Here is a 20,474-nt window from a genome sequence, read left to right as displayed (position 1 = left end):
CTCGGATGTCCAGGAAGCGGGAGGCTGCCGTCATCGCGGTGACTGTGGTGGCGACGACAGCGATATCGAGCAGTCCGGCGGCGGCCGATCCACCTCATCTGACGAACCAGCAGATAGCGGCCATGTCACCTGCGGAGCAGGGCCTCCTGCTCCAGCCGCTGCGGGAGATCGCGGATGCGGCCGCCGCGGTGGGAGCCACCTCGCACAGCGACGTGTTCTCCGGTCTCGAGCTTGACGCACCGGCGGGCACGGTCAAGGTCTATGTGACCGACCTCGGCACGGCGAAGGGCTTCCGCGCCGCCGTGCGCAGGACCGACCCGACGGTCGACGCCGACCGGATCGAGCTGAGGCAGGGTGGTCACACCCTCAGCGAGTTGAAGTCTGCGAGTGCACGTCTCATCAACGAGCAGCAGCGTGCGGACCTCTCGATCGAGAGTGTGGCGGTCCCCGCGGACGGCAGCGGTCTGCGGGTCCGAGCCCGGGATATCCCGCGCGCCGCGGAGGCGTTGACACCGTCCGCTCTCGCTCGGCGACCGGTCGCCGAGCTCGTCGGTGTCCCGACGGTCGTCGAGGCGGCTCCCGCGATGGCCGACGCGTCACGCCGGCGGGACAGCCCGCAATGGATCTCCGGGGCGGCCCTGAGCGCGTCGGGGACGACGCAGAGCGCCGGCTTCAACTGCTCATCCGGCCTGCCCGCCCGTCGGAACTCCGACGGGAGGTCATTCCTGATCACCGCAGCGCACTGCTACGGCAACAACGCGACGGTCTACACCGGGTGGGAGAACGGCGGGCGCAACAGGATAGGCGTCACCACCGCGCGATCGGACTACTACGACGCGGTGGCGATCGACACCTCGTCCACCGGAACGACGGCGAGCCGGACGTGGGACGGCAAGTCACCCAATTTCACGGTCAACGACGTGACCGGGTCTGCTCTCTCCTACGCCGGAGACTGGGCCTGCCAGACCGGCTACAAATCCGGTGTCGTCTGCGGCATCCAGGTGACCAGTGGCTGGCTCACCTGGGTGGGGTCCAACGGTGTCACGCACGGTGGGGTCGAGGCGGTGCAGCGCGACGGTCTCGCGGCATGCCTGCCCGGCGACAGCGGAGGGCTCGTGTTCACCATCCGATCCAACGTTCGCCAGGCTCGCGGGATCATCAGCCAGTGTGGCGGCTCGAATGCGCGATGGACGGAAGCGCCGGCCATCTTCAGCACACTCGGAATGTCGCTCGCGCCCTGACTCGACAGGCGGGCCACGATCGGGGCGCGTTCGTCGCGTACCGCGCCGGTCTGCGACGCTCAAACCGCGTCCTTTCAACCCGTCAGTGGCGCTCTCACCACCAGCGAGGCGGCTGCGGGCGGGAGCGGCACCCCGAGAGCAACCTCCTCCCCGTGATCCTCGATCGGGCCGAGCACGAGCGCGACCTCGTAACGATCGGGCGCGGCCCAGACATCGGGCCAGGTCACAGGTGGGCACAACGTCTCCCGCGGCCCGAGGCCCTGGGTGTGCGGCTTACCCGGAGCGACATCGAACCCGTCCCGGACCGCGTCGACCGCCTGGGCCTCGGTGCCGCCTGCCCTGTTGACCATCGGCCCTCCGCCGACGATGACGTCGTTTCTCAGGTAGAGCACCTGGAGGTACGACGGCGGGCTGGCGGCCACGTGCACCGCGCGCGTGGCCGCGAACGTCACAGTGAGTGCCGGACCAGAGTCGGCGTCGACCTTGGCGACCGACGACAGCTGCGCCGACAGGACCCCCACCGGCGGGGTGGCGGGCTGGTCGTATCGGTCGCCGCAGACGTACCCCGCAGGTTCTTGAATGCTGGCGGTGGGACCGGTCGGAAGCGACGGACCCGGCGTGGCACCGGAATCGGTGCTCGGACCGCCACCGCCGACCATCCCGGCGATGGCAACCGTCGCCAGCGAGACCGCCATGATCGAGGCAGCAGCGGTCCCCGCCACCAGGAGACCACGCCGTCGCCGCACCCGTGCGACCACCCGGTCGCCGGCGAACGACGGCGGAGTGGCCCCGTCCGCCAGGGTTTCCAGGCGCTCCCGCAGAAGACGATCATCGGACGGCACGGTCGTCCTTTCTGGTGTCGTCGTGCAACAGCCTGGCCAGGCGGCGTCGAGCGTCGTGCAGGTGTCGTTTCACCGTGCCGACCGCGCAGCCGAGTTGTGCGGCGATTTCTGGGATGGGTAGGTCGACGTGGTAGTAGAGGACGACGCAGGCTCGTTGTTGGGGGGCCAGCGCCAGGAGCGCCGTCCGAAGGTCGTAACGAGCGTCGACGGCACCCGAGTCGTCGTCCGTCCGGTCCGGCGCGACCGCGAGCGGCATCACCCGCCGCCACACGCCACGCCTCCGGACCCGGTCGAGGTAGAGATTGAGCACGGTCCTGCGGACATACTGCTCGGGGTTCTCGATCTCGTCGCGGCGGTGCAGGGTGAACGCCCGCACCAAGGCGTCCTGCACCAGGTCTTCGGCATCGCTGTCGTCACCGCACAGCAGGTAGGCGTAGCGTTTCAACGCCACCCCCCTGGTGTTGACGAGATCCGTCAACACTCGCTCCCAGCTGGCCACGACAGAATCCCCTCGGTGGTGTCTCCAGTATCTTGGACGAACCAGAGGCGACCCCGGTTGGGCGCTGAGTGGCTTTCACTCAGCCGGCAGAGTCGCCGCGACCCCAGCAGCGACACGGAGATCGATGGTCAGCCGCGGGTGAGTCGGCCCTCCGGGTCGAGGCGGAGGCGACCGCTGGTCACGGCGACGTGCAGCCCGTACCGGAGCAGCTTGTCGATCTTCTCGGTGCGTCGGCGGTAGCCCAGCCGCTCCAGTCCGGCGCGCAGCAGCCGCTCCTCGTCCATGCTCGACGCGCCCTGCAGGACGTGCACGAAGGCGTTGGCGACCTCCTCGGGTGGCACCTCCTCGAACGCCCGGTCGTTGCTCGCCTGGGTGACCCGGTACGCCCGGTACGTCTGCGGGTCGACACCGTCGGGCCAGGCGTAGCGGCCCAGCGTCGGGTGTGTGTGCAGGCGGCGGGAGTCCACGAGCGCGAGCACCGCGGCACGCCGGTCCTCACGTGTGCGGAGGAAGCCGAACCGGGCGAGGGCGAGCCGTGCGAGCCGGTGCTGCTCGATCGGCCCCTCACTCTCGATGATCTCGCGGAGCCCGTTGCGCATGAGATCGCGTACGCGCCGGTCGGTCGCCAGCAGGTCGAGGTCGGCCTGGTCGCCGAGCGGGGTCGGGACGTACGGCGCGAACGGGCTTGCCGTGACGGTGTCCGCCGTCGTCGCCGTCGCGGCGGCCAGTGCGGTCACGGGGGCCGACGAACCACCCGGGAGGGCTTCTTCCTCCACCGCGTGGCGCGGCTGCGGCACCTCGACTGCCGACGACTCGGGCTCCGGTGCGACGGTCGCGAGGGCCTCGGCGCGGTTGACCGCTTCGTCGACGCGGTCGAGCATGGCCGACCGGTCGTGGATCCACGCCGGCAGCCAGAACCGCACCACCTCCGGCCAACCCATGATCGAGCAGAGCAGCGCGGGCGCCGAGTCCCGGTCGGCCACCGTCGGGCGTGCGCCCCAGTCCGGGCCGTCGAGCATGACCGCCACCTGCCAGCGCGCGGAGCCCGGGCTGCGGACGGCGAGGTCCACCGTGAAGTCGGACAGCCCGTGCGAGGTGCGGACCTCGTGGCCACGGTCGCGCAGCGCCGCGGCCACCTCGTCGCGGATCCGGCTACGCCGCTCGGCGCGGTCGGTGGCCAGGTCACCCAGACGGTCCGCGCCCGCGACGGCCATCTCGCAGTACGCCCGCAGGTGCTGTGTGCCCAGCGCGGACGTCCGGGCGAGGTCGATGTCGGACGGGTCGAAGGACGAGTAGAGGACGACCTGGCGGCGGGCGCGGGTGATGGCCACGTTGAGCCGCCGCTCCCCGCCGGCCTGGCTGAGCGGACCGAAGTTCAGCGGAAGCTGGCCGGTCTCCGGGTTGGTGGAGAAGGCCAGCGAGAACAGGACGACGTCCCGCTCGTCACCCTGCACGTTCTCCAGGTTCTTGACGAAGATCGGTTCCGCGACCGCACCGGAGAGGTGCTCACGGATGATCGGATCGGCGCTCTCCTCCAGCAGGTTGAGGATGAGGTCGCGCTGCTGGATGTTGAAGGTGACCACGCCGACGGAGTGGTTGGCGGTGGCCGGGTCGTGCAGCCGCCGGGTGATGTCGGCGAGGATCGCCCGCGCCTCGACCTCGTTGGTGCGGGATCCGCCCCGGTCGTACTGGCCGTCGACACGTCGCCAGCTGATGCCCGCCGCGCTGGAGGGGCCCGGTGACGGGAGGCTGGAGAGCTTGTTGTCGTAGTAGTAGCGGTTCGAGAAGGCGATCAGGGACTCGTCGTGACTGCGGTAGTGCCAGGACAGCCACCGCTGCGGCAACCCCGACTCGACGGCCTCGCTGAGGATGCTCTCCAGGTCCTCCGGCACCGGGCCGTTGCCGTCGTCGATCTCGTCGACGGTGTGGCTGGCCTGCATGATGGTGCTCGGCGGCATCTGCCGGGAGTCGCCGACCACCACCACGGCGCTGCCCCTACCCATCGCGCCGATCGCCTCCGCCACGCGGATCTGGGAGGCCTCGTCGAAGATGACCAGGTCGAAGCGTTGGCTCCCCGGTGCCAGGAAGTTCGCCGCCGACGCCGGGCTGACCAGCACGCACGGGGTCAACGCCAGCACGGCGTCCGGGTACTGCTCGAACAGCTCCCGGAAGGACCGCCCGCCCCGCTTGCGGCGAAGCTCCGCCGCGAAGTCGGCGAAACGGCCACGCCGGTCGGTCGGGCTGAACGGGCGGCGACGCACCAGCACCGACGGCAGCTGCGTCGGCAGCGCGGACCGTAGCTCACCGGCGGCGGCCTCGAACTGGTTGATCTGGTCGTCGTGCAGCTCGCTGTCGAAGTACTCCAGGCCGCCGGCGCGTACCCGCTCGGCGAGCGACGCGGTGGCGACTCCCCGCCGGTAGACCTCCTCGGCGACCCGCGCGGGCACCTCGGCACGCAGCAGTTGGTCCCGGTAGTCGGTGAGGCCGGCCGAGGCCAGCACGTCGGCATGGGTGAGGACGGTCGCCCACCGGCGCAGCGGGAACAACTCCTCGGCCCGCAGCTCCTGTAACCAGACCGCGCCGTCGCGCTGCCAGGCGTCCATCCAGTGCGAGCCGGCGGCCCACAGCGTCAGCTCCGGCCCACCGGAGCGCAGCACCCCGCGCCAGGCCCGCCACCGCGAGGCGAACCTGTCGAGCACTGCCGCGCCGACATCGGTGAACCCACTCTGGAACAGCTCCCAGGCCTGCGGGTGCCGGCTCAGCAACGTCCGGCTGACCCGGGTCGCCTCGACGGCCTCCGTCAGCCGCTCCGACGCGTGCGGGTCCGTGGGCAGCCACTGCGGCAGCAGCAGCCCACCGAGCCCCAGCAGGTGTCGGTGCAGTGCGGCGGCCTGCGCCTGGGCAGCCACCAGCCGGCCGGTGAGCACCTCGATCTGATCCACGTCGAGCGTGGCGCCGGCGACCAGGTGCACCGCCAACCGGTCCGCGACGGCCTGTCGGCGCTTGCGCTTGCCGAACAACCGTTTCGCCGCCTCCTGGGCCGCATCGTCCCACGCGGTCAGCTCCGGACGGGCGAACACGTCCGGCCGGAAGGTCGCCAGCTCACCGGCGAAGCCCTGCCGGAAGGCCGCCAGGTCCGCCTGGAGCCGGGCCATCGCCTCGTCCCAGCGCCGATCGCTCGCGTGCACCGTGGTCGCCCGGTCCGGCAGCAGCCCGCGTACGGCGAGCCAGGCGCCCGCCTGCAATTCACTGACGGTCTCCGGTGCGGGCAGGGTCCGCAGCACCTCGACCAGACCGGGGTACGCGCCGAGGTCGGCGCGCAGACGTTCCAGCTCACCGGCGATCTCGGTGACCGCCGCGCCGTGCAGCCCGTCGAGGGTGCGGCAACCGCTGAGCGCCCACGGGTGCGCCGCCCGGAGTCGGGCCGACCGGGCGGCGGCCGGGAACTCCCGCAGTGTCGTCTCGACCTGCGCGCGTGCCTCGGCCGGTGCGTGCAGATAGGCCACCGGGATCGGGGCGACCGGGCCGTCCCCGTACGCCAAGGTCTGCTCGTAGGCCGACCAGAGCGACATCCCGACGGGGTTGGTGGTGTGCACCTGGGCCGGGTAGTCGGTCAGCGGGGCGAGCCGCGTCCGGTAGGCCGTCTCGACGGCCGTCCACGTGCCGTCGCCGCCCTGGTCGTACTGGTCGAGGGCGTCGCGCAGCTGCTGGCGGATCGCGTTGAGGGACTGCTTACGCCCGTGCAGGTCCAGCGCGAACGGTCCGAGGCCGATCTGCTTGAGGCGGCGCTTCACCACCTCCAGCGCGGCCTGCTTCTCGGCGACGAAGAGCACCGACCGGCCGGTGCCGACCGCCCGGGCGATCATGTTGGTGATGGTCTGGGACTTGCCGGTGCCGGGCGGGCCCTCCAGGACGAAGGAGTGGCCGCGCTCGGCGCGCACGATCGCCTGCATCTGCGAGCCGTCGGCGGGGATCGGCAGGTGCAGGTCCGCCTCGTCGACCATGATCTCGGCGTCGTCGGGGCGGGCCGGGTCGTCGAACGTGGCACCGGAGGACTCGACCAGGTGCCGGACGACCGGGTTCTCCATGAACCGGGGCCAGTGGTCGGTGAGGTCCCGCCACATCTGGAAGGTGGAGAACTGCAGCAGCCGGAGGCTGGCGGTCTCGTCGATGCGGTAGTTGAGCCGGTTGTCGAGCAACCCCGTGTTGATCGCGGCCAGGGTCTTGGCGATGTCGATGCCGTGCTCGTCGAGGACCGGCGCTTCCAACTCCGGGATCCGCACGCTGTGCTTGACCCGCAACCACTCGATCAGGCAGTGGTTCGGGCTGGCGGCCTCGGCGCCGTCGATGACCATCGCGTACGGGCGACGGCCGCTGCCCCCCTCGATGCGTACCGGCAGGAGGAACAGCGGCGCGTACGCCTCTCCCCCGGTCGTCTTGGTGTGCACCAGCGTGCCGATGGTCAGGTAGAGGTAGTTGCTACCGGTCTCCTGTTCCATCGTGCGCGCCTCGCGCTGCAACGCCCGCATCGCCGTCTTGTACCGGGCGTCGGTAACCGCGCCGTAGACCCGGCGGTCGGTGCGCAGCTCCCGGGTGAGGATCTCGGCGTCGAGGTCCTGCGCCCGACGCGCCCCGGCCAGCTCGTGGACGTGGCTGATGTCGTCCTGCGGGATGACCTGCACCTGACGACCGTCGTGGATGAGGTCGTCCAGCAGGGCCAACGCACCCGCCGGCACGTGCAGGTCCAGGCCACGGCCACGCTTGGGCAGGTTGAGCAGCGGGTTGCGCAGGCTCAGGTCGAGCAGCGACTTCTTCCACTGCTGGACCCGGGCCGGCGACCCGTCGGACTGCTGCGCCACCTCGTCGCCGTCGTCGGCGAGCTGACGCAGCTTCGCGGCGGCCACGCCGGGCGGGAGGTCGAGGGATGCTTCTGCATCGGCGGTCGCTTCCTTGAGCAGTGGCGCGGTGACCAGCTCATCGGCTGACGGCAGGGGCTGAATGCCCGAGCGGTGCGCCAGGTGCACGTCGACCACCCCCCGCATGCGCTCACCGTCGCCGCGGAAGTGACCGAGCCCGACGCGTACCGCCTCGGTGAAGGTCGCCGACTGCGCGCCCGGCCCGATGCGGGTCAGCTCGACCGGTACGGCCCGACCGGAGTCCACCATCGAGATCAGCAGGTTGGTCTCGGTCACCGCGGCCGAGCCCAGCCGCTCCTCCGCCAGCAGGAAGCCACCGAAGGCGTGCCCCGCGCTGACGAAAACGAGCGGGTGCAGGCCCGCCGCCTCCAGACACGCGGCGTACGTGACGGACAGGTCGAGGCAGTTACCGAGTCGCCCGTCGAGGACCGCTGCCGTGGTGCGTACCTTCTGGCCGGTGTTCTCGAACGACGCCGGCAGCGACTGGTAGGTGATCTCCAGGTGGCGCAGCGCCTCGTACACCGCGCCGGCGATCAGCGCCGCCCGCTCCGAACCCTCCTGATAGCCCTGCAACGAGCCGGAGCCGGTCCGCGCCAGCAGGAGCTGCGCGGCCGCCCGCAGGACCGCCTCCACCGCCCGGGTGTTCGGCTGTACGAAGGCGGCGAGGCTGTCGTAGAGGGCAGGGCTGTTGAACCATTCGTTGTGCGCCAACACTCGGGACGGGGCGACCAGCCGCAGTGTCTGCTCCCCCGCCCGCACCAGGAGGGTGTAGTCGACCGGGAACGCCTCGTCGGTGCGGTACAGCAGCGTGCGGTCGGGCGTGAAGTCGCGGAAGTCGTCCCAGCTCGTGCTCGCCCCGGCGCGCAACGACGCAGCGAGGGTACGCGTCCACGGCTCGGTCAACGCGCCGTCCGGGCCGCGCAGCTCCAGCGCCAGCGTCACGTCGGTCAACGGCACCGCGCCCCGGTTCACGAGGGTGAGGTGACGGACCAGCGGCACCCGGTTGTGCACCAGGGCGGCGTTGATCGCCGGCTGCACGAGCAACCCGACTTCGAGCTGGTCGTCGACGGCGGTGAACTGCGCGAAGACGCTGTCGGACATGGGCGTTTCTCCAGGTGGGGAGACCGTGGGGGGCCAGCCTAGCGGTCAACCGACCGGCGGAGCGGGCCCCGACCCTAAGAGGACCTTGGAAGTCGTACGCGGCGGAGCGGTAGGTCTCAACACCGTGCGGCGGCTACTATCGCTGGATTCGTTCATGCCCGCCTGCTTTGTGGTCGGAGAGGCGAGGGGTTTGCGCGGGCTGGCTTCCGCGGCGAACAGGCACGGCCCCCGCGCTAGCACCGACGACAGACCCTTGCCCCAAACGACGTGCGACGGCGAACTCCGAGTCGGAAGCCTGGCTGACGACGTCACCATCGGTAGCTGTCCATAATCCGACAGCGACTCACGATCCGCTTGGATTTAGATCCACACTGATGCATGGCCCGCTCGGACGGTACGCCACATGCAAGCCGTAGCCGCCAGACTTCACCTCAACCGCAGGTGCATGCGCCCGACGGCTTCCCCGCTTCATTGCAGCCGTTGTTGGCTCGGATCGCCGATCGCCCGGTTACCCGCAGCGAGGCGACTCTACAGGCCGACATACGACAGCTCCTTCTGGCTGGCGACTTCAGCCTCGCTGACTCGCACCTCGACATCAATCTCGAAGCGCCGGCGGGCAATGGGCGTATAGACATCGAAGTCGGCTACACCGTCATCGAGGTCAAGCGCCGGCTCCAGAACGGACGTGTGCTGCGCGAGGCCGAGCGGCAACTCGGCGGCTATGTCCGGTCACGGAGCCAGGAGAGCGGCCAACGGTACGTCGGCATTCTCACCGACGGGGCAACCTGGCGTGCATACCAGCTGACTGGCAATTCGCTGGCCCTCATCGACAGCCACACGCTGGCTGCTGCCCGCCCTGACGGGTTGGCCCTCTTCTACTGGCTTGAGGGTGTGCTGGCGACGAGCCAACGGGTCCGGCCGGAGCCTGCCGAGGTGGCCCGCCGCCTCGGCGCGGCGAGCACCTCCCACAAGTTGGATCGCGCCGCGCTCGCCGCACTGTACGACGAGCACGCGGAGCTGCCGACTGTGCAGTTGAAGCGAAAGTTGTGGGCAGAGCTTCTCGACAGCGCGCTCGGCACGCAGTTCGTCGACGACCCGGATCTCTTCGTCGAGCACACCCTGCTGATGAACAGCGCGCACATCATCGCGCACCTGGTCGTCGGCATTGATGCCCTGGAGTTGCAGCCGCAGGATCTGATCACCGGGCAACGGTTCGATCAAGCCCGCATCCTCGGGGTGGTCGAACACGACTTCTTCGGCTGGACCACGGAGGTGCCCGGCGGCCGCGAATTCATCCAAGGGCTCACCCGCCGGCTGGCCCGGTTCGACTGGCTGCGCGCCGACCACGACATCCTGAAGGTGCTCTACGAGTCAATGATCGGAACCGAGACTCGCAAACGGATGGGCGAGTACTACACGCCAGACTGGCTCGCCGAACATCTCGTCGACACCGTCGTCACCGAGCCCCTGCGGCAACGGGTGCTCGACCCCGCCTGTGGCTCCGGCACCTTCCTCTTCCACGCCGTACGCCGCTATCTCGCCGCCGCCGATGCAGCGGCAATCCCGCTCGATGCCGCATTGACGCAGCTCACCAAGCATGTGGTCGGTGTCGACCTACACCCGGTCGCCGTGGCGCTCGCACGGGTGACCTACCTGCTCGCCATCGGCCACGAGCGGCTGACCGATCAGCGTGACGCCATCACGATCCCGGTCTACCTCGGCGACAGCATGCAGTGGCGGGAACGACGCGACCTGTTCAGCGAGGAGCACGTACGGATCAGCGCCGGCTACAACGCGAACGAGGTCGAGGAATGGCTCCGTTTCCCGAAGGGCCTACTCAAGGAGCCGAGCCGCTTCGACCAGATCGTCGCGGGCCTGGCCGGCATCGCGGCAAAACCACGAGATCCCGACAACCCTCCGTCGCTGGCGGCGTTCTTCCACCACATGAAGGTCGAACCGGATGACCAACCCATGATCCGGGGCACCTTCGAGGCGATGTGCCGCCTGCATGACGAGGGTCGCGACCACATCTGGAGCTACTACCTGCGCAACCTGGCCCGGCCCGTCTGGATCGCGCTGCACGACAACCGGGTGGACGTCCTGATCGGCAACCCGCCGTGGCTTGCCTACCGCCACATGCCTTCGGGCATGCAGGCGATGTTCAAAAAGCTCTGCCAGGACCGCGGGCTGTGGCGTGGTGGTCAATTCGCGACACAGCAGGACCTCTCCGGCCTCTTTGTGGCCAGGGCCGTTCAGCAGTATCTGCGCGACGGCGGCATGTTCGCCTTTGTCCTACCCAACGCCGCACTCGACGGCGAGCACTACGAGGGCTTCCGCAGCGGATGGTACAAGGACGAAGGCGAGCCGACGACGGTTGCCTTCACCGGCTCATGGGATCTGCGTCGCCTGCGTCCCCATCCCTTTCCGCGCGGCGCAGCCGTCGTCTTCGGCAGGCGGGCACCAACAACAGACAGCCCACGCAGCCTTCCATCGATCACTGAGCGGTGGACAGGACGCCTCGTCGTCGATGCCCGGAGCTGGGAGCAGACCGCGCCGTCCATCCATCGTGAACACCTGCCCCTGGGCCGGGCATCCCTTGTCGAGTCGCCGTACAAGCCACACGTGCGGAACGGCGCAACGATCTTTCCCAAAGTTCTGTTCTTCGTCGAGACGGATACCGGCGGGCGACTCGGCCTCGGTTCCGGCCGTCGCTTCGTACGCTCCGCACGCAGCAACCTCGAAAAGGCCCCGTGGAAAGACCAACCAGCTCTCGAAGGCGTGGTGGAGAGCAAGTTCATCCGGCGCGTGCTGCTCGGCGAGAGCCTGGTGCCCTATCGGATCCTGTCGGCGAAGGAAGCGGTCCTCCCGCTTGACGGCGAGGCGCTGATGACAGGTCCCGGATCGCGACTCGATTACTACTTCGGCCTTGCGGAGTGGTGGCGACGAGCCGAGGCTATTTGGGAGACACACCGCAGCAGCGCTCGTTTCACCCTGGCCGAGCAACTCGACTTTCGACACAAGCTGACCGCGCAGTTTCCGGCACCGCCGCTGCGGCTGGCCTACACCGCCTCCGGGATGCACGTCGCCGCCGCCATCATCGACGACCCGACCGCGGTCGTCGAGCACAAGCTCTACTGGGCCCCGATCGATAGCTGGGAGGAGGGCCACTTCCTTTCCGCGATCCTGAACAGCCCCGTGCTCACCGAGCTTGTGCGACCGATGATGTCCTACGGCAAGGACGAGCGAGACATCGACAAACACCTGTGGAATCTATCCATACCCCGGTACGACGACACAGACCCGACGCACCAGCGGCTCGCGGATTACGGCCGTAATCAATTTCAGATCGTCGCCGGCCTGGACTTCGCCGAGGGCATGAACTTCGTGACGATGCGTCGACGGATCCGCGCCGTACTGGGTCAGCACCCGGCGACCTCGGAGATCGAGGCAGCCATCAGAGCGATGCTGGGATGACGAAAGGCTCAGTGCTGATCGATTCGGCCGGCCGTCCGATTCGCGTTCAGGCTGGTGCCGTCGATCTTGATTTGGTGGGCTCGCGGTGGAGCAGATCGTGCTGCTCGCTCCTCGATACGTGCCGCTGATCCTTGCGTCAGTGCCGGTCGGGGCGGTCGCCGAAATGGATACCGCCGTGGACGTCACGTGCCTGCACCACTGACCCGTGCACGTCACCGGAGACCGAGTTGGCCACCCCGCCAGCACCTTCGGCAACGGTGGCCTCGACCTGCGACCACCGAGATCGCAGCTCGGCGCCGAAGGCCACGTCGCGGCGCGACTCCCGTTCGAGCAGCTCGGCGAGGCGGCCCACCGCCTCTGCCGAAGGATGTTGCAGGGCGTCCTCGATGGCGGCACGGGACGCGGGCTCGTGCTGAAACCGGCTGCGCAGAAAGCCGATCAGGGAGGACACCGCCTCCCGGCCACTTTGGGCCAGCTCGGTGGTCGCCCATGCAACGAGCGTCGTCGCTGCGGTCACCATGATCGGGTCGGTCACCACTCCGCCTCCCGCCATCGCCCGGCTCGTCGAGGCGAACATCGGGTGCCGATAATCAAGGAGCCTCGATGTTACCTTGAGTGCCCGCGCGGACACCTGACCTCGGAGGGCGCCATGAGCGAACAGCGTTGGGAAGCGGACCCTGCCGCCGAACTCACCCGCCGCTGGGGTAAGTCCTCCCACGAGCTGGGCAACACCTCCGGTGATGGCAGCTGCCCCGACGTCTGGGAGTTGAGCAACGGCGACATCGCGGTGATCGGGCAGGACCTCACTGAGGCATACCAGGGACGGCTTCCCGCCGACGTCTCGGTGGATCCTGGCGAGCGACTTATCATCATTCCCCGGTCGACACTGATCGCGGCGAAGGTGGACATACCTGATGCATGACCTGTTCCGCGGGGATCCTGGCGAACGGCTCCGGCTGGAGGACTACTGGGCGGACTTCGACGATCGGTTCTGGCGGACCGGCGCTCCGGGCTTCTGGAAACTGGAACGACAGCAGACTTTCAAGGAGCCCGGCGACGAGGGATGGCAGGCGTTCGCCGACGGCCGATGGGAGGATTCACTGCGGATCCTCGACACGCGCCGCCTTGAGTTCCAGAGCTACTACCGGCGCATCGCGGAGAACGGGTTCGCCACCCGCCGGGTACGGGTCGTCCAAGAGCCACTCACGCCGTACCTGCAGTGGGAGTTGCACGTGCTGCGGCTGCGGCACGAATATGGCGGCCTGACCCGGGTGGTCGGCGCGGACGCGGTCGCGGCGGCCGAGACGAGCGGACATCTGCCGGAGATCTACACCCTCGGTGCCGAGGTGATGTACGAGGCTGTCTACAACGCCGACGGCGTGTTGGCGGCTGCCCGCCGCTGGCGCGACCCCGAGTTGGTGGCAAGCTGCCAGTCCTTCATCGAGTCCCTCTACCACCGCGGTGAACCCTTGGACGAGTACTTCGGCCGTGTGGTGGCACCGATGGGGCCTCCCCACACGGGGTGACGAGGTGGACGGCGTCGGTTCGGACGACCCCGGGCAGCGGCCGGCTCAGGTGAACCGGTCTGAGCTGTCCGGCCCGGCGGAGCTGGTCCAGGCCCGCGACGTGTACGGCGGTGTGCACTTCCACGGCGAGGCGACTCCGCCAGAGCGACCACAACAACTCCCCGGTGACGTCCGCGGTTTCGTCAATCGGGTGGAGGAGCTACGAACGCTCAACCGGCTGCTGACCGACGGCGATCAGAGCGTCGAGGTCAGCCTGTCGGTGATCACCGGGACGGCTGGTGTCGGTAAGACCTCAGTCGCCCTGCGCTGGGCGCACAGCGTCCGGAGCAGGTTCCCGGACGGGCAGCTCTACGCCAATCTGCGCGGTTACGATCCGGGCGAGCCGGCGCAGCCGGATCAGATCCTCGACCGCTTCCTACGGGCTCTCGGTGTTCCGCCCTCGGCGGTGCCAGCGGATCTGGATGATCGGGCGGCGCTGTACCGCTCGCGCCTGGCCGGCCGGCGCGTACTCGTGCTGTTGGACAACGCCGCATCGGCCCGGCAGGTGCGGCCGCTGCTGCCGGGCACGGACCGCTGCCTGGTCGTGGTCACCAGTCGGACCATGCTCGCCGGGCTGACCACCCGCGACGGCGGCCGACGGCTGACGCTGCGCATCTTGACCGAAGACGACGCCGTCACCCTGCTACGCGACATCACCTCGCCTTACCGAAGCGGCGACGACCCCGCTGAGCTGACCGAGCTGGCGCAGCTCTGTGCCCGGCTGCCGCTGGCGCTGCGCATCGCAGCCGAGCGGGCGGCGAGCCGGCCGTTCATGCCGCTCGGCGAGCTCATTCAGGATCTGCGCGACGAATCGGCCCTGTGGGATGCCCTCACCGCCGAGGAGGACGAGGAGTCCGATGCCGTGCGGGCGGTCTTCGCCTGGTCCTACCGCGCCCTGAACCCGATGTCCGCGCGGCTGTTCCGGCTACTCGGGCTACACCCCGGGCCGGACTTCAGCGCCCCGGTCGCCGCGGCGCTGACCGGTGTGCCGCTGCCCCAGGTGCGGCAGCCGCTCGACGCGCTGGTCAGCGCGCACCTGTTGGAACAGAGCTCTCCGGGGCGCTACCAACTTCACGACCTCCTGCGCGCCTACGCGGTCGACCAGGTCCGGCACCTGGAGAGCCCGGAGGATCGGCAGGCCGCGCTGCGCCGTGAGGTGGACTGGTACCTGCACACCGCCGACGCCGCGCTGACCCGCACGCTGCCCTTCTATCGGACCGTACCGTTGGATCCGCCGACCGACGTCACGCCACTCACCTTCGCGACGAACGCCGAGGCGGACGCCTGGTTCGACGCCGAACGGGACAGCCTGGTAGCGGCAACCCGCGTAGCCGCCGAGGCCGGCCTGCCGCGGATCGCCTGGCAACTGGCAGCGCTGCTGCGCAGCGTCTTCATGCATCAGAACGCCTTCGAAGGCTGGTTCACCACCGCCCGGATCGGGCTGGCGGCAGCCCGCACGCTGGGCGACCGGCACGGCGAGGCGGAGTCGCTGGAAAGCCTCGGCAAGGCCCACTTCCAAGCCCGCCAGCTCACCGAGGCCGCCGAACACCATCAGGCCGCACTGGTCATTCGGCGGGAGATCGGCGATGAGTACGGCACAGCCGTGTCGATCAACGCGCTCGGGTTGCTGAGCCTGCGCCACCGTCACCTCACCGAGGCGCTCAGCCATTTCGGCGAGAGCCTGACGATCTTTGAACGACTCGGCAACCAGCGGTGGCAGGCCTTGCTGCTGAGCAACCTGGCCGAGACCCGCTACGAGCTGGGTGAGCTGACCGAGGCGGCGGCGCTTTTGGAGCAGGCACTTACGGTGCAGCGGGAGATTGACGACCGCGGGCAAGAGGGCAACTCGCTCTTCTTCCTGAGCATGACCCTGCGGGAACTCGGCCGTATCGAAGAGGCTCTTGCCGCGATCGAGTCGGCCGTGGCCATCGCCGAGGGCGCGAGTCAGGTCTGGCTGGGGCACTGGCTGGTCGAGTACGCACGGGTGCTACGCGCCCTCGGCCGACCCGCTGAGGCACTGGAGGCCGTGCACCGGGCGGCCACGATTCAACGTCGGCTCGGTGACCGCAGCCGCGAGGCGATGGCCCTCGACGGCGCCGGTGAGGCGTACCGGGAGCTGGGGCAGGCGGACGAGGCGATCGCCTTTCACCTGCGCGCGGTGGTGGTGCACCGGCAACTCGGGGACGATTGGCTACTTGCAGTGACGCTGGATCATCTGGCTGCCGCGCTTGCGGATGCGGGCCGCCGCGAGGAGGCCGGACAGCACTGGCGGGAGGCTCAGACCCTGCTCGCCAGGTTCGACGACGCGCGTGCTGCTGCGCTTCGCGAACGCATCGCGGGGTTGTTTTAGCTCTGCCAATCTCCGGCTTCGCACCCTTCATCGGCGCACGCGGCGGGAGCAGTCGCCATCGTGGTCGTCGCGCAGGAGGCAGCGCCGGCCGCCGGGCAGCCGCAGGTCGCAGAAGACCCGGTGGCGGAGGAACTGCTGGTCCTCCTCGGAGACGGTGGTCTCCCCCGGGTCCGTCATTGGCAGCACCAGCATCCACCGGCCGATGACTCGCGCGAGACGCTGCGCCGCAGGCAGGTCGGTGGCGACGACGGGCAGGTGGATGACGTACCGCTGGCTCATCGCGCCTGGCCCCGGTCGTTGCGGGCACGGGCCTGATCGGTCTGCCAGCGACGCAGCCCGGCCTTGATCCGGGCCGTCTCACGGCGACTCTCGGCGAGAGCGGCGTAGACGGCGGCCATGTCGCCGGCGACCCGGTCGAGGAAGGCGTACACGTCGTCGGGGTTCAGACCGCGACGCCCGAGCCCGACCGGCGGGAAGCGACGCTCACGCACCTGCCACGGCAGCAGACTGGTGTACGCGGCGGAGCGGTAGGTCGCACCGCGGCTCGACTGGTCTGGTCGCTGGTTTCTGGCGTTCATGTCTGCCTGCCTTCCGGACACGGAGTGGCGAGGGGTTCGGGGAAACACGGCGGCCGTTCGGGGGGACCGGACGGCCGCCGCGCTGTGATCAGCCTGCGACAGTCCGGAGTGGAAACGCAACGTTCTAAACCGCAATTTCCCCGTTGTGCATTGACTTTCTTTGCTGGAACCCGTAGGAGTTGCAGGAGCAGGTCACGCAGTGTTGCGTGCTGGAACCAGGGAGTGTGCGGATGCCCGACGACATCGGATCGACAGTGCCGCGTCGGCAGCTCGGCCGGCTGCTGCGGCAGTTCCGCAACGAGGCCGGGGTGACGCTCGACGCCGCCGCCGAAGCCCTCGAGTACAGCCGGCAGAAGATTTGGCGCCTCGAATGCGGCCAGGGCTCGGTTCGGGTGCTCGACGTCAAGGCGATGTGCGAGCTGTACGGGGTGTCGCCGGAGATGACCGAGGCGATGCGCGGGCTGGCCGTGGAGACGAAGTCGAAGGGCTGGTGGCACGCGTACGGCGATGCGGTGCCGAACTGGTTCGAGCTCTACGTCGGCCTGGAGTCCGCCGCTTCGCGGCTCAGAGGCTTCGACGAGTCTCTGATCCCCGGCATCCTGCAGACCAAGGGCTACGCCGACGCGCTGATCCGGCGCGGCAGGATCCTCAGCGACGAGGAGAGGGAGCGCGCCGTCCAAGTAAGGCTTCAGCGGCAGGCGCTACTCGTCCGGCGGCTTCCTCCGGCGCCACGGCTGGAGTCGGTGTTGTCAGAGGCAGTGCTTCGACGCACGGTCGGCGGCTCCAACGTCATGACCGCGCAACTCGACCACCTACTTAGGGTGTCAGAGCTACCGAATGTGTCCGTCCGAGTGCTACCACTGGCTGCGGGACCACACCCCGGCGCGGTCGCCGGTACCGTCATGATCCTCGACTTCCCGCCCACCAAGGGCGGCAGAGCAGCCCCGGAACCGTCAGTCGTCTACAGCGAGTCGCTGACCGGGGCGCTCTACCTCGACAAGCCTGACGAGTTAGCCGCGTACGAACGCGTCTGGGGAGGGCTGGATGCGATGGCCCTCGGCGAGGCAGAATCGAAAGACATGATCAAGAGGATCTCCGGGGAGATGCGAAATGGCTGACCTGACCGGCGCTATCTGGCGCAAGAGCACCCGCAGCGGCGACAACGGCGGCGCCTGCGTCGAGGTCGCCGACAACCTCGCCGGCGTTGTCGCTGTACGCGACTCGAAGGACCTGCGGGGACCCGGGCTGATGTTTCCGCCGAAGGCCTGGTCAGCCTTCGTCTCCTCCATCAAGGACAACCCGTCCCGGGTGTGATCGACACCGGCCCGACCGCGAACCGGCGGAGTAGTCCCACGGGTGGGCGGGACATCTCGTATGCGCTGGCGCCTAGAGGAAACGCAGGCCCTCGGTTAGGGCCTACCGCTGCGCGGCTTCGGCTTGACGCTGGTCTTCCGCAGGTTGATCCTCTTGGCAAGATTGGTCAGGCGCTGCGTCTTGTCGTTGTAGATGAGCTGGAGGGCGCCCTCCAACAATTCTAGGCCGTCGATCACCTCAAGCGGAGACAGGGCGACCTCGTGGCTGGCGTCGTTCCCGATCCACTTGACCGCTTCCAGGAGGTTAGCTGCCTCTGAATTCTTCGCCCGGAACCGATCGATCCGGTGATGCGCGGTCAGCCGACGCCGCTTGCCGCTGGACGAGGTGGTTCGCGGCACCTTCTGATGAGTCAGCAACTCCTCCACGGCAGTGCGAATCCTGTTCCCTGCCGCGCTTGCGTCGAAGTAAAGCAGCCTGGACGCCTCCAGCACACGATCCTTGACAGGATTGGGCGTGCGCTCAGGGAAGGCGATCGGCACCAGGGCCGGCATGAGGTGGCGCATCAGGTAGAACTCGGAGTAGGTCCAGTCGTGGCTCGAGCTGACGACTGGTCCAACCGTCATCTCGCCGGACGCCAGCACCACCTCACCGCATTCCGCCCCTCCACAGACGAGCACGACCTGAAAGAAACCACGAATGAAGTCAGGCTCCCAGGCCTCGTGGTCGTGCATCTCCCTCGACCGGGCGGTCTCCACCGAGTTCACCTTCCCCGCCTTCAGGCTGCCCCGGCCACAGATCGGACAAAGGAGGTGAGGCCAGTCATCAGCAGCAAAGGCGCTGGCGAGCGCCCGCAGGTCGGCAAACGTCGTCGGATTCAAAGATCGCTCCAATTCCGTAGGTTGGACGTCGCTGGGCGGCAGACGGCATACCTCACTCGTCGGGTTCTTCTGCCGGTTCCGCAGTCTGGCCCAAGCGGTCCAGCAGCTGCCGGATCTCCTCGATCGCCACCGCGTCCGGGCCCCACCGGGCTCGCATGTCGACGATCAGGCCTTCGAGCTGACGCTGAGCGCCTGTCACGTCGCCGATGCCACCGGTCAGCATGGCGATCTGGTGGCGCAGGGCGAAGAGCTCCGGCGAGTCGGGCGCCACTGCCTGCTGCTCGTCGTCAAGCAAAGCGCGCAACGCGAACAGCGCGGCCGGCGCCTCGCCCACCTCGATCTGGCACATGGCGGCCTGCTGCCGGCACTGCCAGATCAGCTCGCGATCGGGGACCGGCCGCTCCTTTAGGTCTGGGATGAGCCGCTGAAATGCTGGTAGCGCCTGCCGGAACGCACCCGCCAGCACGTACAGGTTCGCCAAGTGGAGCCGCAGTTCGAGGATCCGCGGCTGCTTCACCGCGTGACCCTTGAGTACCGGCCGTAGTGCCGATTCCAGTAATGCGGCGGCCTGGGTGAACCGCTCCTCTTCGGCCAGTTCCCAGACGCGCTCCTCTACCTCGGTCAACTCGTCGAGGGACAGCGGCTCGACGACCTCCGGCGCCAAACGTGGCCGGACGATGTCCACCCTGGTCGGTGCGGGCGGCGTCCGCGGCGGCAGCGGACCGAACGGATAACGCTGGGGCATGGTCGGATCGACGGATTGGCCGTCGGCAACCGTCACCGCCAGATCGTCGGCCAACCCGGCCTCGACCACTCCTAGCGGCGCCAAGGCCTCGTACACCTCGGCGGCGGAACCGGGCCGGTCCTGCGGGTCCTTGGCGAGCAGCCGGCCGACGAGCCGCACAAGACCGTCGGGCATACCAGCGCGATGGTCGCTGACTGACGGAATCGGGTCGTTCATGTGCCGGTGCAGCAGGCCGAGCGCGCTGTCCGCGCGGTACGGCGGCTCGCCGGTCAGCAGCTCAAACAGCACGCAGCCCAGCGCGTACAGGTCCGCGCGCGGCCCCACCGCACTGTTGAGTGCTTGCTCCGGTGCCATGTAGGTCGGCGTGCCCAGTGTGTGGGCGGTCGCAGTCAGTCGGGGAACGTCCGGGCCCAGCAGCGCGGCCACCCCGAAGTCGAGGACCTTGACAGATCCGGTCGGCGTGACCATCAGGTTCTGCGGCTTGAGGTCGCGGTGCACCAGGGAGGCGGCGTGCGCGACGGCGAGCACCGAGCAGATCTGCGCGCCGATGGCGGCTGCCCACGGCACGGCGAGCCGGCCACGCTCGGCGATCAGGTCGGAAAGGAGCAAGCCCGGCACGAGCTGCATGACGATGTAGACGTCGTCACCGTGGTGGCCGACATCGTGGACGCTCGGCACACCCGGATGGTCCAGCCGGGCGGTGACCCGTGCCTCCCGCATGAACCGTTCGACCGCGTTGTTTCGCTCGATCTCCGGGATGGTGAGCTTGCGGAGGAACTTGATGGCGACTGGCCGGTCGAGCTTTTCGTCGAAGCCACCCCACACCTCCCCCATGCCGCCGTGGCCGAGCGGGTACGTCAACTCGTACCGGTCGGCGACGCGCTCCTGCGCCCGCATCAAACCCCCACTGCGCGTCGCGGCCAATTGCCACTGTCGATGCTGCTAGTGCCTGCCACCGTACAAGTCATTCA

15 protein-coding genes are annotated in these 20,474 nt (G+C 68.9%); 7 read left to right on the top strand and 8 right to left on the bottom strand.

The window, feature by feature from the left end:
* The first annotated feature begins 5 nt into the window (after positions 1–5).
* Positions 6–1,241 (top strand): chymotrypsin family serine protease, encoded by a 1,236-nt coding sequence (locus GA0070612_RS18955; RefSeq protein ID WP_157742545.1) that lies wholly within the window; start codon positions 6–8, stop codon positions 1,239–1,241.
* Between the two features lie 74 nt (positions 1,242–1,315).
* Here the strand turns inward: GA0070612_RS18955 and GA0070612_RS18950 are convergent, their stop codons facing one another.
* The 3 genes from GA0070612_RS18950 to GA0070612_RS18940 all read right to left on the bottom strand — a co-directional run bounded on the left by GA0070612_RS18950 (position 1,316) and on the right by GA0070612_RS18940 (position 8,599).
* The gene (locus tag GA0070612_RS18950) at positions 1,316–2,083 is read right to left on the bottom strand and encodes a hypothetical protein (RefSeq protein WP_088989122.1); all 768 of its coding nucleotides are present in this window, start codon (positions 2,081–2,083) and stop codon (positions 1,316–1,318) included.
* Positions 2,070–2,582 (bottom strand): RNA polymerase sigma factor, encoded by a 513-nt coding sequence (locus tag GA0070612_RS18945; protein WP_088989121.1) that lies wholly within the window; start codon positions 2,580–2,582, stop codon positions 2,070–2,072. The genes GA0070612_RS18950 and GA0070612_RS18945 overlap by 14 nt, the downstream gene beginning before the upstream one ends.
* A 128-nt stretch (positions 2,583–2,710) precedes the next feature.
* Complete coding sequence (locus GA0070612_RS18940; RefSeq protein WP_088989120.1) at positions 2,711–8,599, bottom strand: DUF4011 domain-containing protein; 5,889 nt, start codon at positions 8,597–8,599, stop codon at positions 2,711–2,713.
* Positions 8,600–8,977: 378 nt separating this feature from the next.
* Here GA0070612_RS18940 and GA0070612_RS18935 point away from each other — a divergent pair, with 378 nt between their 5' ends.
* Entirely contained in the window at positions 8,978–12,073 is a 3,096-nt protein-coding gene (locus GA0070612_RS18935; RefSeq protein WP_088989119.1) for a class I SAM-dependent methyltransferase, read from the top strand.
* A gap of 136 nt (positions 12,074–12,209) precedes the next feature.
* On the opposite strand, the gene GA0070612_RS18930 is transcribed toward GA0070612_RS18935, so the two are convergent.
* On the bottom strand, positions 12,210–12,650 hold the full coding sequence (locus tag GA0070612_RS18930; RefSeq protein ID WP_088989118.1) for a hypothetical protein: 441 nt from the start codon (positions 12,648–12,650) through the stop codon (positions 12,210–12,212).
* A gap of 72 nt (positions 12,651–12,722) precedes the next feature.
* Between GA0070612_RS18930 and GA0070612_RS18925 the strand changes: the two genes are divergently transcribed.
* The 3 genes from GA0070612_RS18925 to GA0070612_RS18915 all read left to right on the top strand — a co-directional run bounded on the left by GA0070612_RS18925 (position 12,723) and on the right by GA0070612_RS18915 (position 15,988).
* Positions 12,723–12,995: a hypothetical protein gene (locus GA0070612_RS18925; RefSeq protein WP_088989117.1), complete on the top strand. Its 273-nt coding sequence runs from the start codon at positions 12,723–12,725 to the stop codon at positions 12,993–12,995.
* Entirely contained in the window at positions 12,988–13,599 is a 612-nt protein-coding gene (locus tag GA0070612_RS18920; RefSeq protein WP_088989116.1) for a DUF6879 family protein, read from the top strand. The genes GA0070612_RS18925 and GA0070612_RS18920 overlap by 8 nt, the downstream gene beginning before the upstream one ends.
* Before the next feature lie 190 nt (positions 13,600–13,789).
* On the top strand, positions 13,790–15,988 hold the full coding sequence (locus tag GA0070612_RS18915; protein ID WP_197699190.1) for an ATP-binding protein: 2,199 nt from the start codon (positions 13,790–13,792) through the stop codon (positions 15,986–15,988).
* Positions 15,989–16,015: 27 nt separating this feature from the next.
* Here the strand turns inward: GA0070612_RS18915 and GA0070612_RS18910 are convergent, their stop codons facing one another.
* Together GA0070612_RS18910 and GA0070612_RS18905 are read right to left on the bottom strand one after the other, a co-directional pair.
* A complete protein-coding gene (locus GA0070612_RS18910; protein WP_088989115.1) occupies positions 16,016–16,267 on the bottom strand; it encodes a hypothetical protein in 252 nt (83 codons plus the stop codon).
* Positions 16,264–16,566, bottom strand: coding sequence for a DivIVA domain-containing protein (locus GA0070612_RS18905; protein ID WP_088989114.1), 303 nt, complete (start codon positions 16,564–16,566; stop codon positions 16,264–16,266). Before GA0070612_RS18905 ends, GA0070612_RS18910 begins: the two co-directional genes overlap by 4 nt.
* A 230-nt stretch (positions 16,567–16,796) precedes the next feature.
* Between GA0070612_RS18905 and GA0070612_RS18900 the strand changes: the two genes are divergently transcribed.
* Entirely contained in the window at positions 16,797–17,684 is an 888-nt protein-coding gene (locus GA0070612_RS18900; RefSeq protein ID WP_088991604.1) for a helix-turn-helix domain-containing protein, read from the top strand.
* Entirely contained in the window at positions 17,677–17,880 is a 204-nt protein-coding gene (locus GA0070612_RS18895; RefSeq protein WP_088989113.1) for a DUF397 domain-containing protein, read from the top strand. The genes GA0070612_RS18900 and GA0070612_RS18895 overlap by 8 nt, the downstream gene beginning before the upstream one ends.
* A 95-nt stretch (positions 17,881–17,975) precedes the next feature.
* Here GA0070612_RS18895 and GA0070612_RS18890 read toward each other — a convergent pair whose 3' ends face one another.
* Both GA0070612_RS18890 and GA0070612_RS18885 read right to left on the bottom strand, forming a co-directional pair.
* Complete coding sequence (locus GA0070612_RS18890) at positions 17,976–18,758, bottom strand: DUF4145 domain-containing protein (protein ID WP_157742544.1); 783 nt, start codon at positions 18,756–18,758, stop codon at positions 17,976–17,978.
* A 52-nt stretch (positions 18,759–18,810) separates the two neighbouring features.
* Positions 18,811–20,400, bottom strand: a complete 1,590-nt coding sequence (locus GA0070612_RS18885; RefSeq protein WP_088991603.1) for a serine/threonine-protein kinase — start codon at positions 20,398–20,400, stop codon at positions 18,811–18,813.
* Positions 20,401–20,474 lie beyond the last annotated feature (74 nt).

The organism is Micromonospora chokoriensis (genome assembly GCF_900091505.1).
GTDB classification, from domain to species: Bacteria; Actinomycetota; Actinomycetes; order Mycobacteriales; family Micromonosporaceae; genus Micromonospora; species Micromonospora chokoriensis.
Note: the sequence above shows the minus strand (reverse complement) of the source record. Positions and strands in the feature narration are given on the sequence as shown.

Bases quoted from the DNA above. Each gene is read 5' to 3' on its own strand.
- GA0070612_RS18955 (WP_157742545.1), top strand. From the start codon at position 6: ATGTCCAGGAAGCGGGAGGCTGCCGTCATCGCGGTGACTGTGGTGGCG.
- GA0070612_RS18940 (WP_088989120.1), bottom strand. From the start codon at position 8,599: ATGTCCGACAGCGTCTTCGCGCAGTTCACCGCCGTCGACGACCAGCTC.
- GA0070612_RS18935 (WP_088989119.1), top strand. From the start codon at position 8,978: ATGGCCCGCTCGGACGGTACGCCACATGCAAGCCGTAGCCGCCAGACT.
- GA0070612_RS18930 (WP_088989118.1), bottom strand. From the start codon at position 12,650: ATGTTCGCCTCGACGAGCCGGGCGATGGCGGGAGGCGGAGTGGTGACC.
- GA0070612_RS18925 (WP_088989117.1), top strand. From the start codon at position 12,723: ATGAGCGAACAGCGTTGGGAAGCGGACCCTGCCGCCGAACTCACCCGC.
- GA0070612_RS18920 (WP_088989116.1), top strand. From the start codon at position 12,988: ATGCATGACCTGTTCCGCGGGGATCCTGGCGAACGGCTCCGGCTGGAG.
- GA0070612_RS18910 (WP_088989115.1), bottom strand. From the start codon at position 16,267: ATGAGCCAGCGGTACGTCATCCACCTGCCCGTCGTCGCCACCGACCTG.
- GA0070612_RS18905 (WP_088989114.1), bottom strand. From the start codon at position 16,566: ATGAACGCCAGAAACCAGCGACCAGACCAGTCGAGCCGCGGTGCGACC.
- GA0070612_RS18900 (WP_088991604.1), top strand. From the start codon at position 16,797: ATGCCCGACGACATCGGATCGACAGTGCCGCGTCGGCAGCTCGGCCGG.
- GA0070612_RS18895 (WP_088989113.1), top strand. From the start codon at position 17,677: ATGGCTGACCTGACCGGCGCTATCTGGCGCAAGAGCACCCGCAGCGGC.
- GA0070612_RS18885 (WP_088991603.1), bottom strand. From the start codon at position 20,400: ATGCGGGCGCAGGAGCGCGTCGCCGACCGGTACGAGTTGACGTACCCG.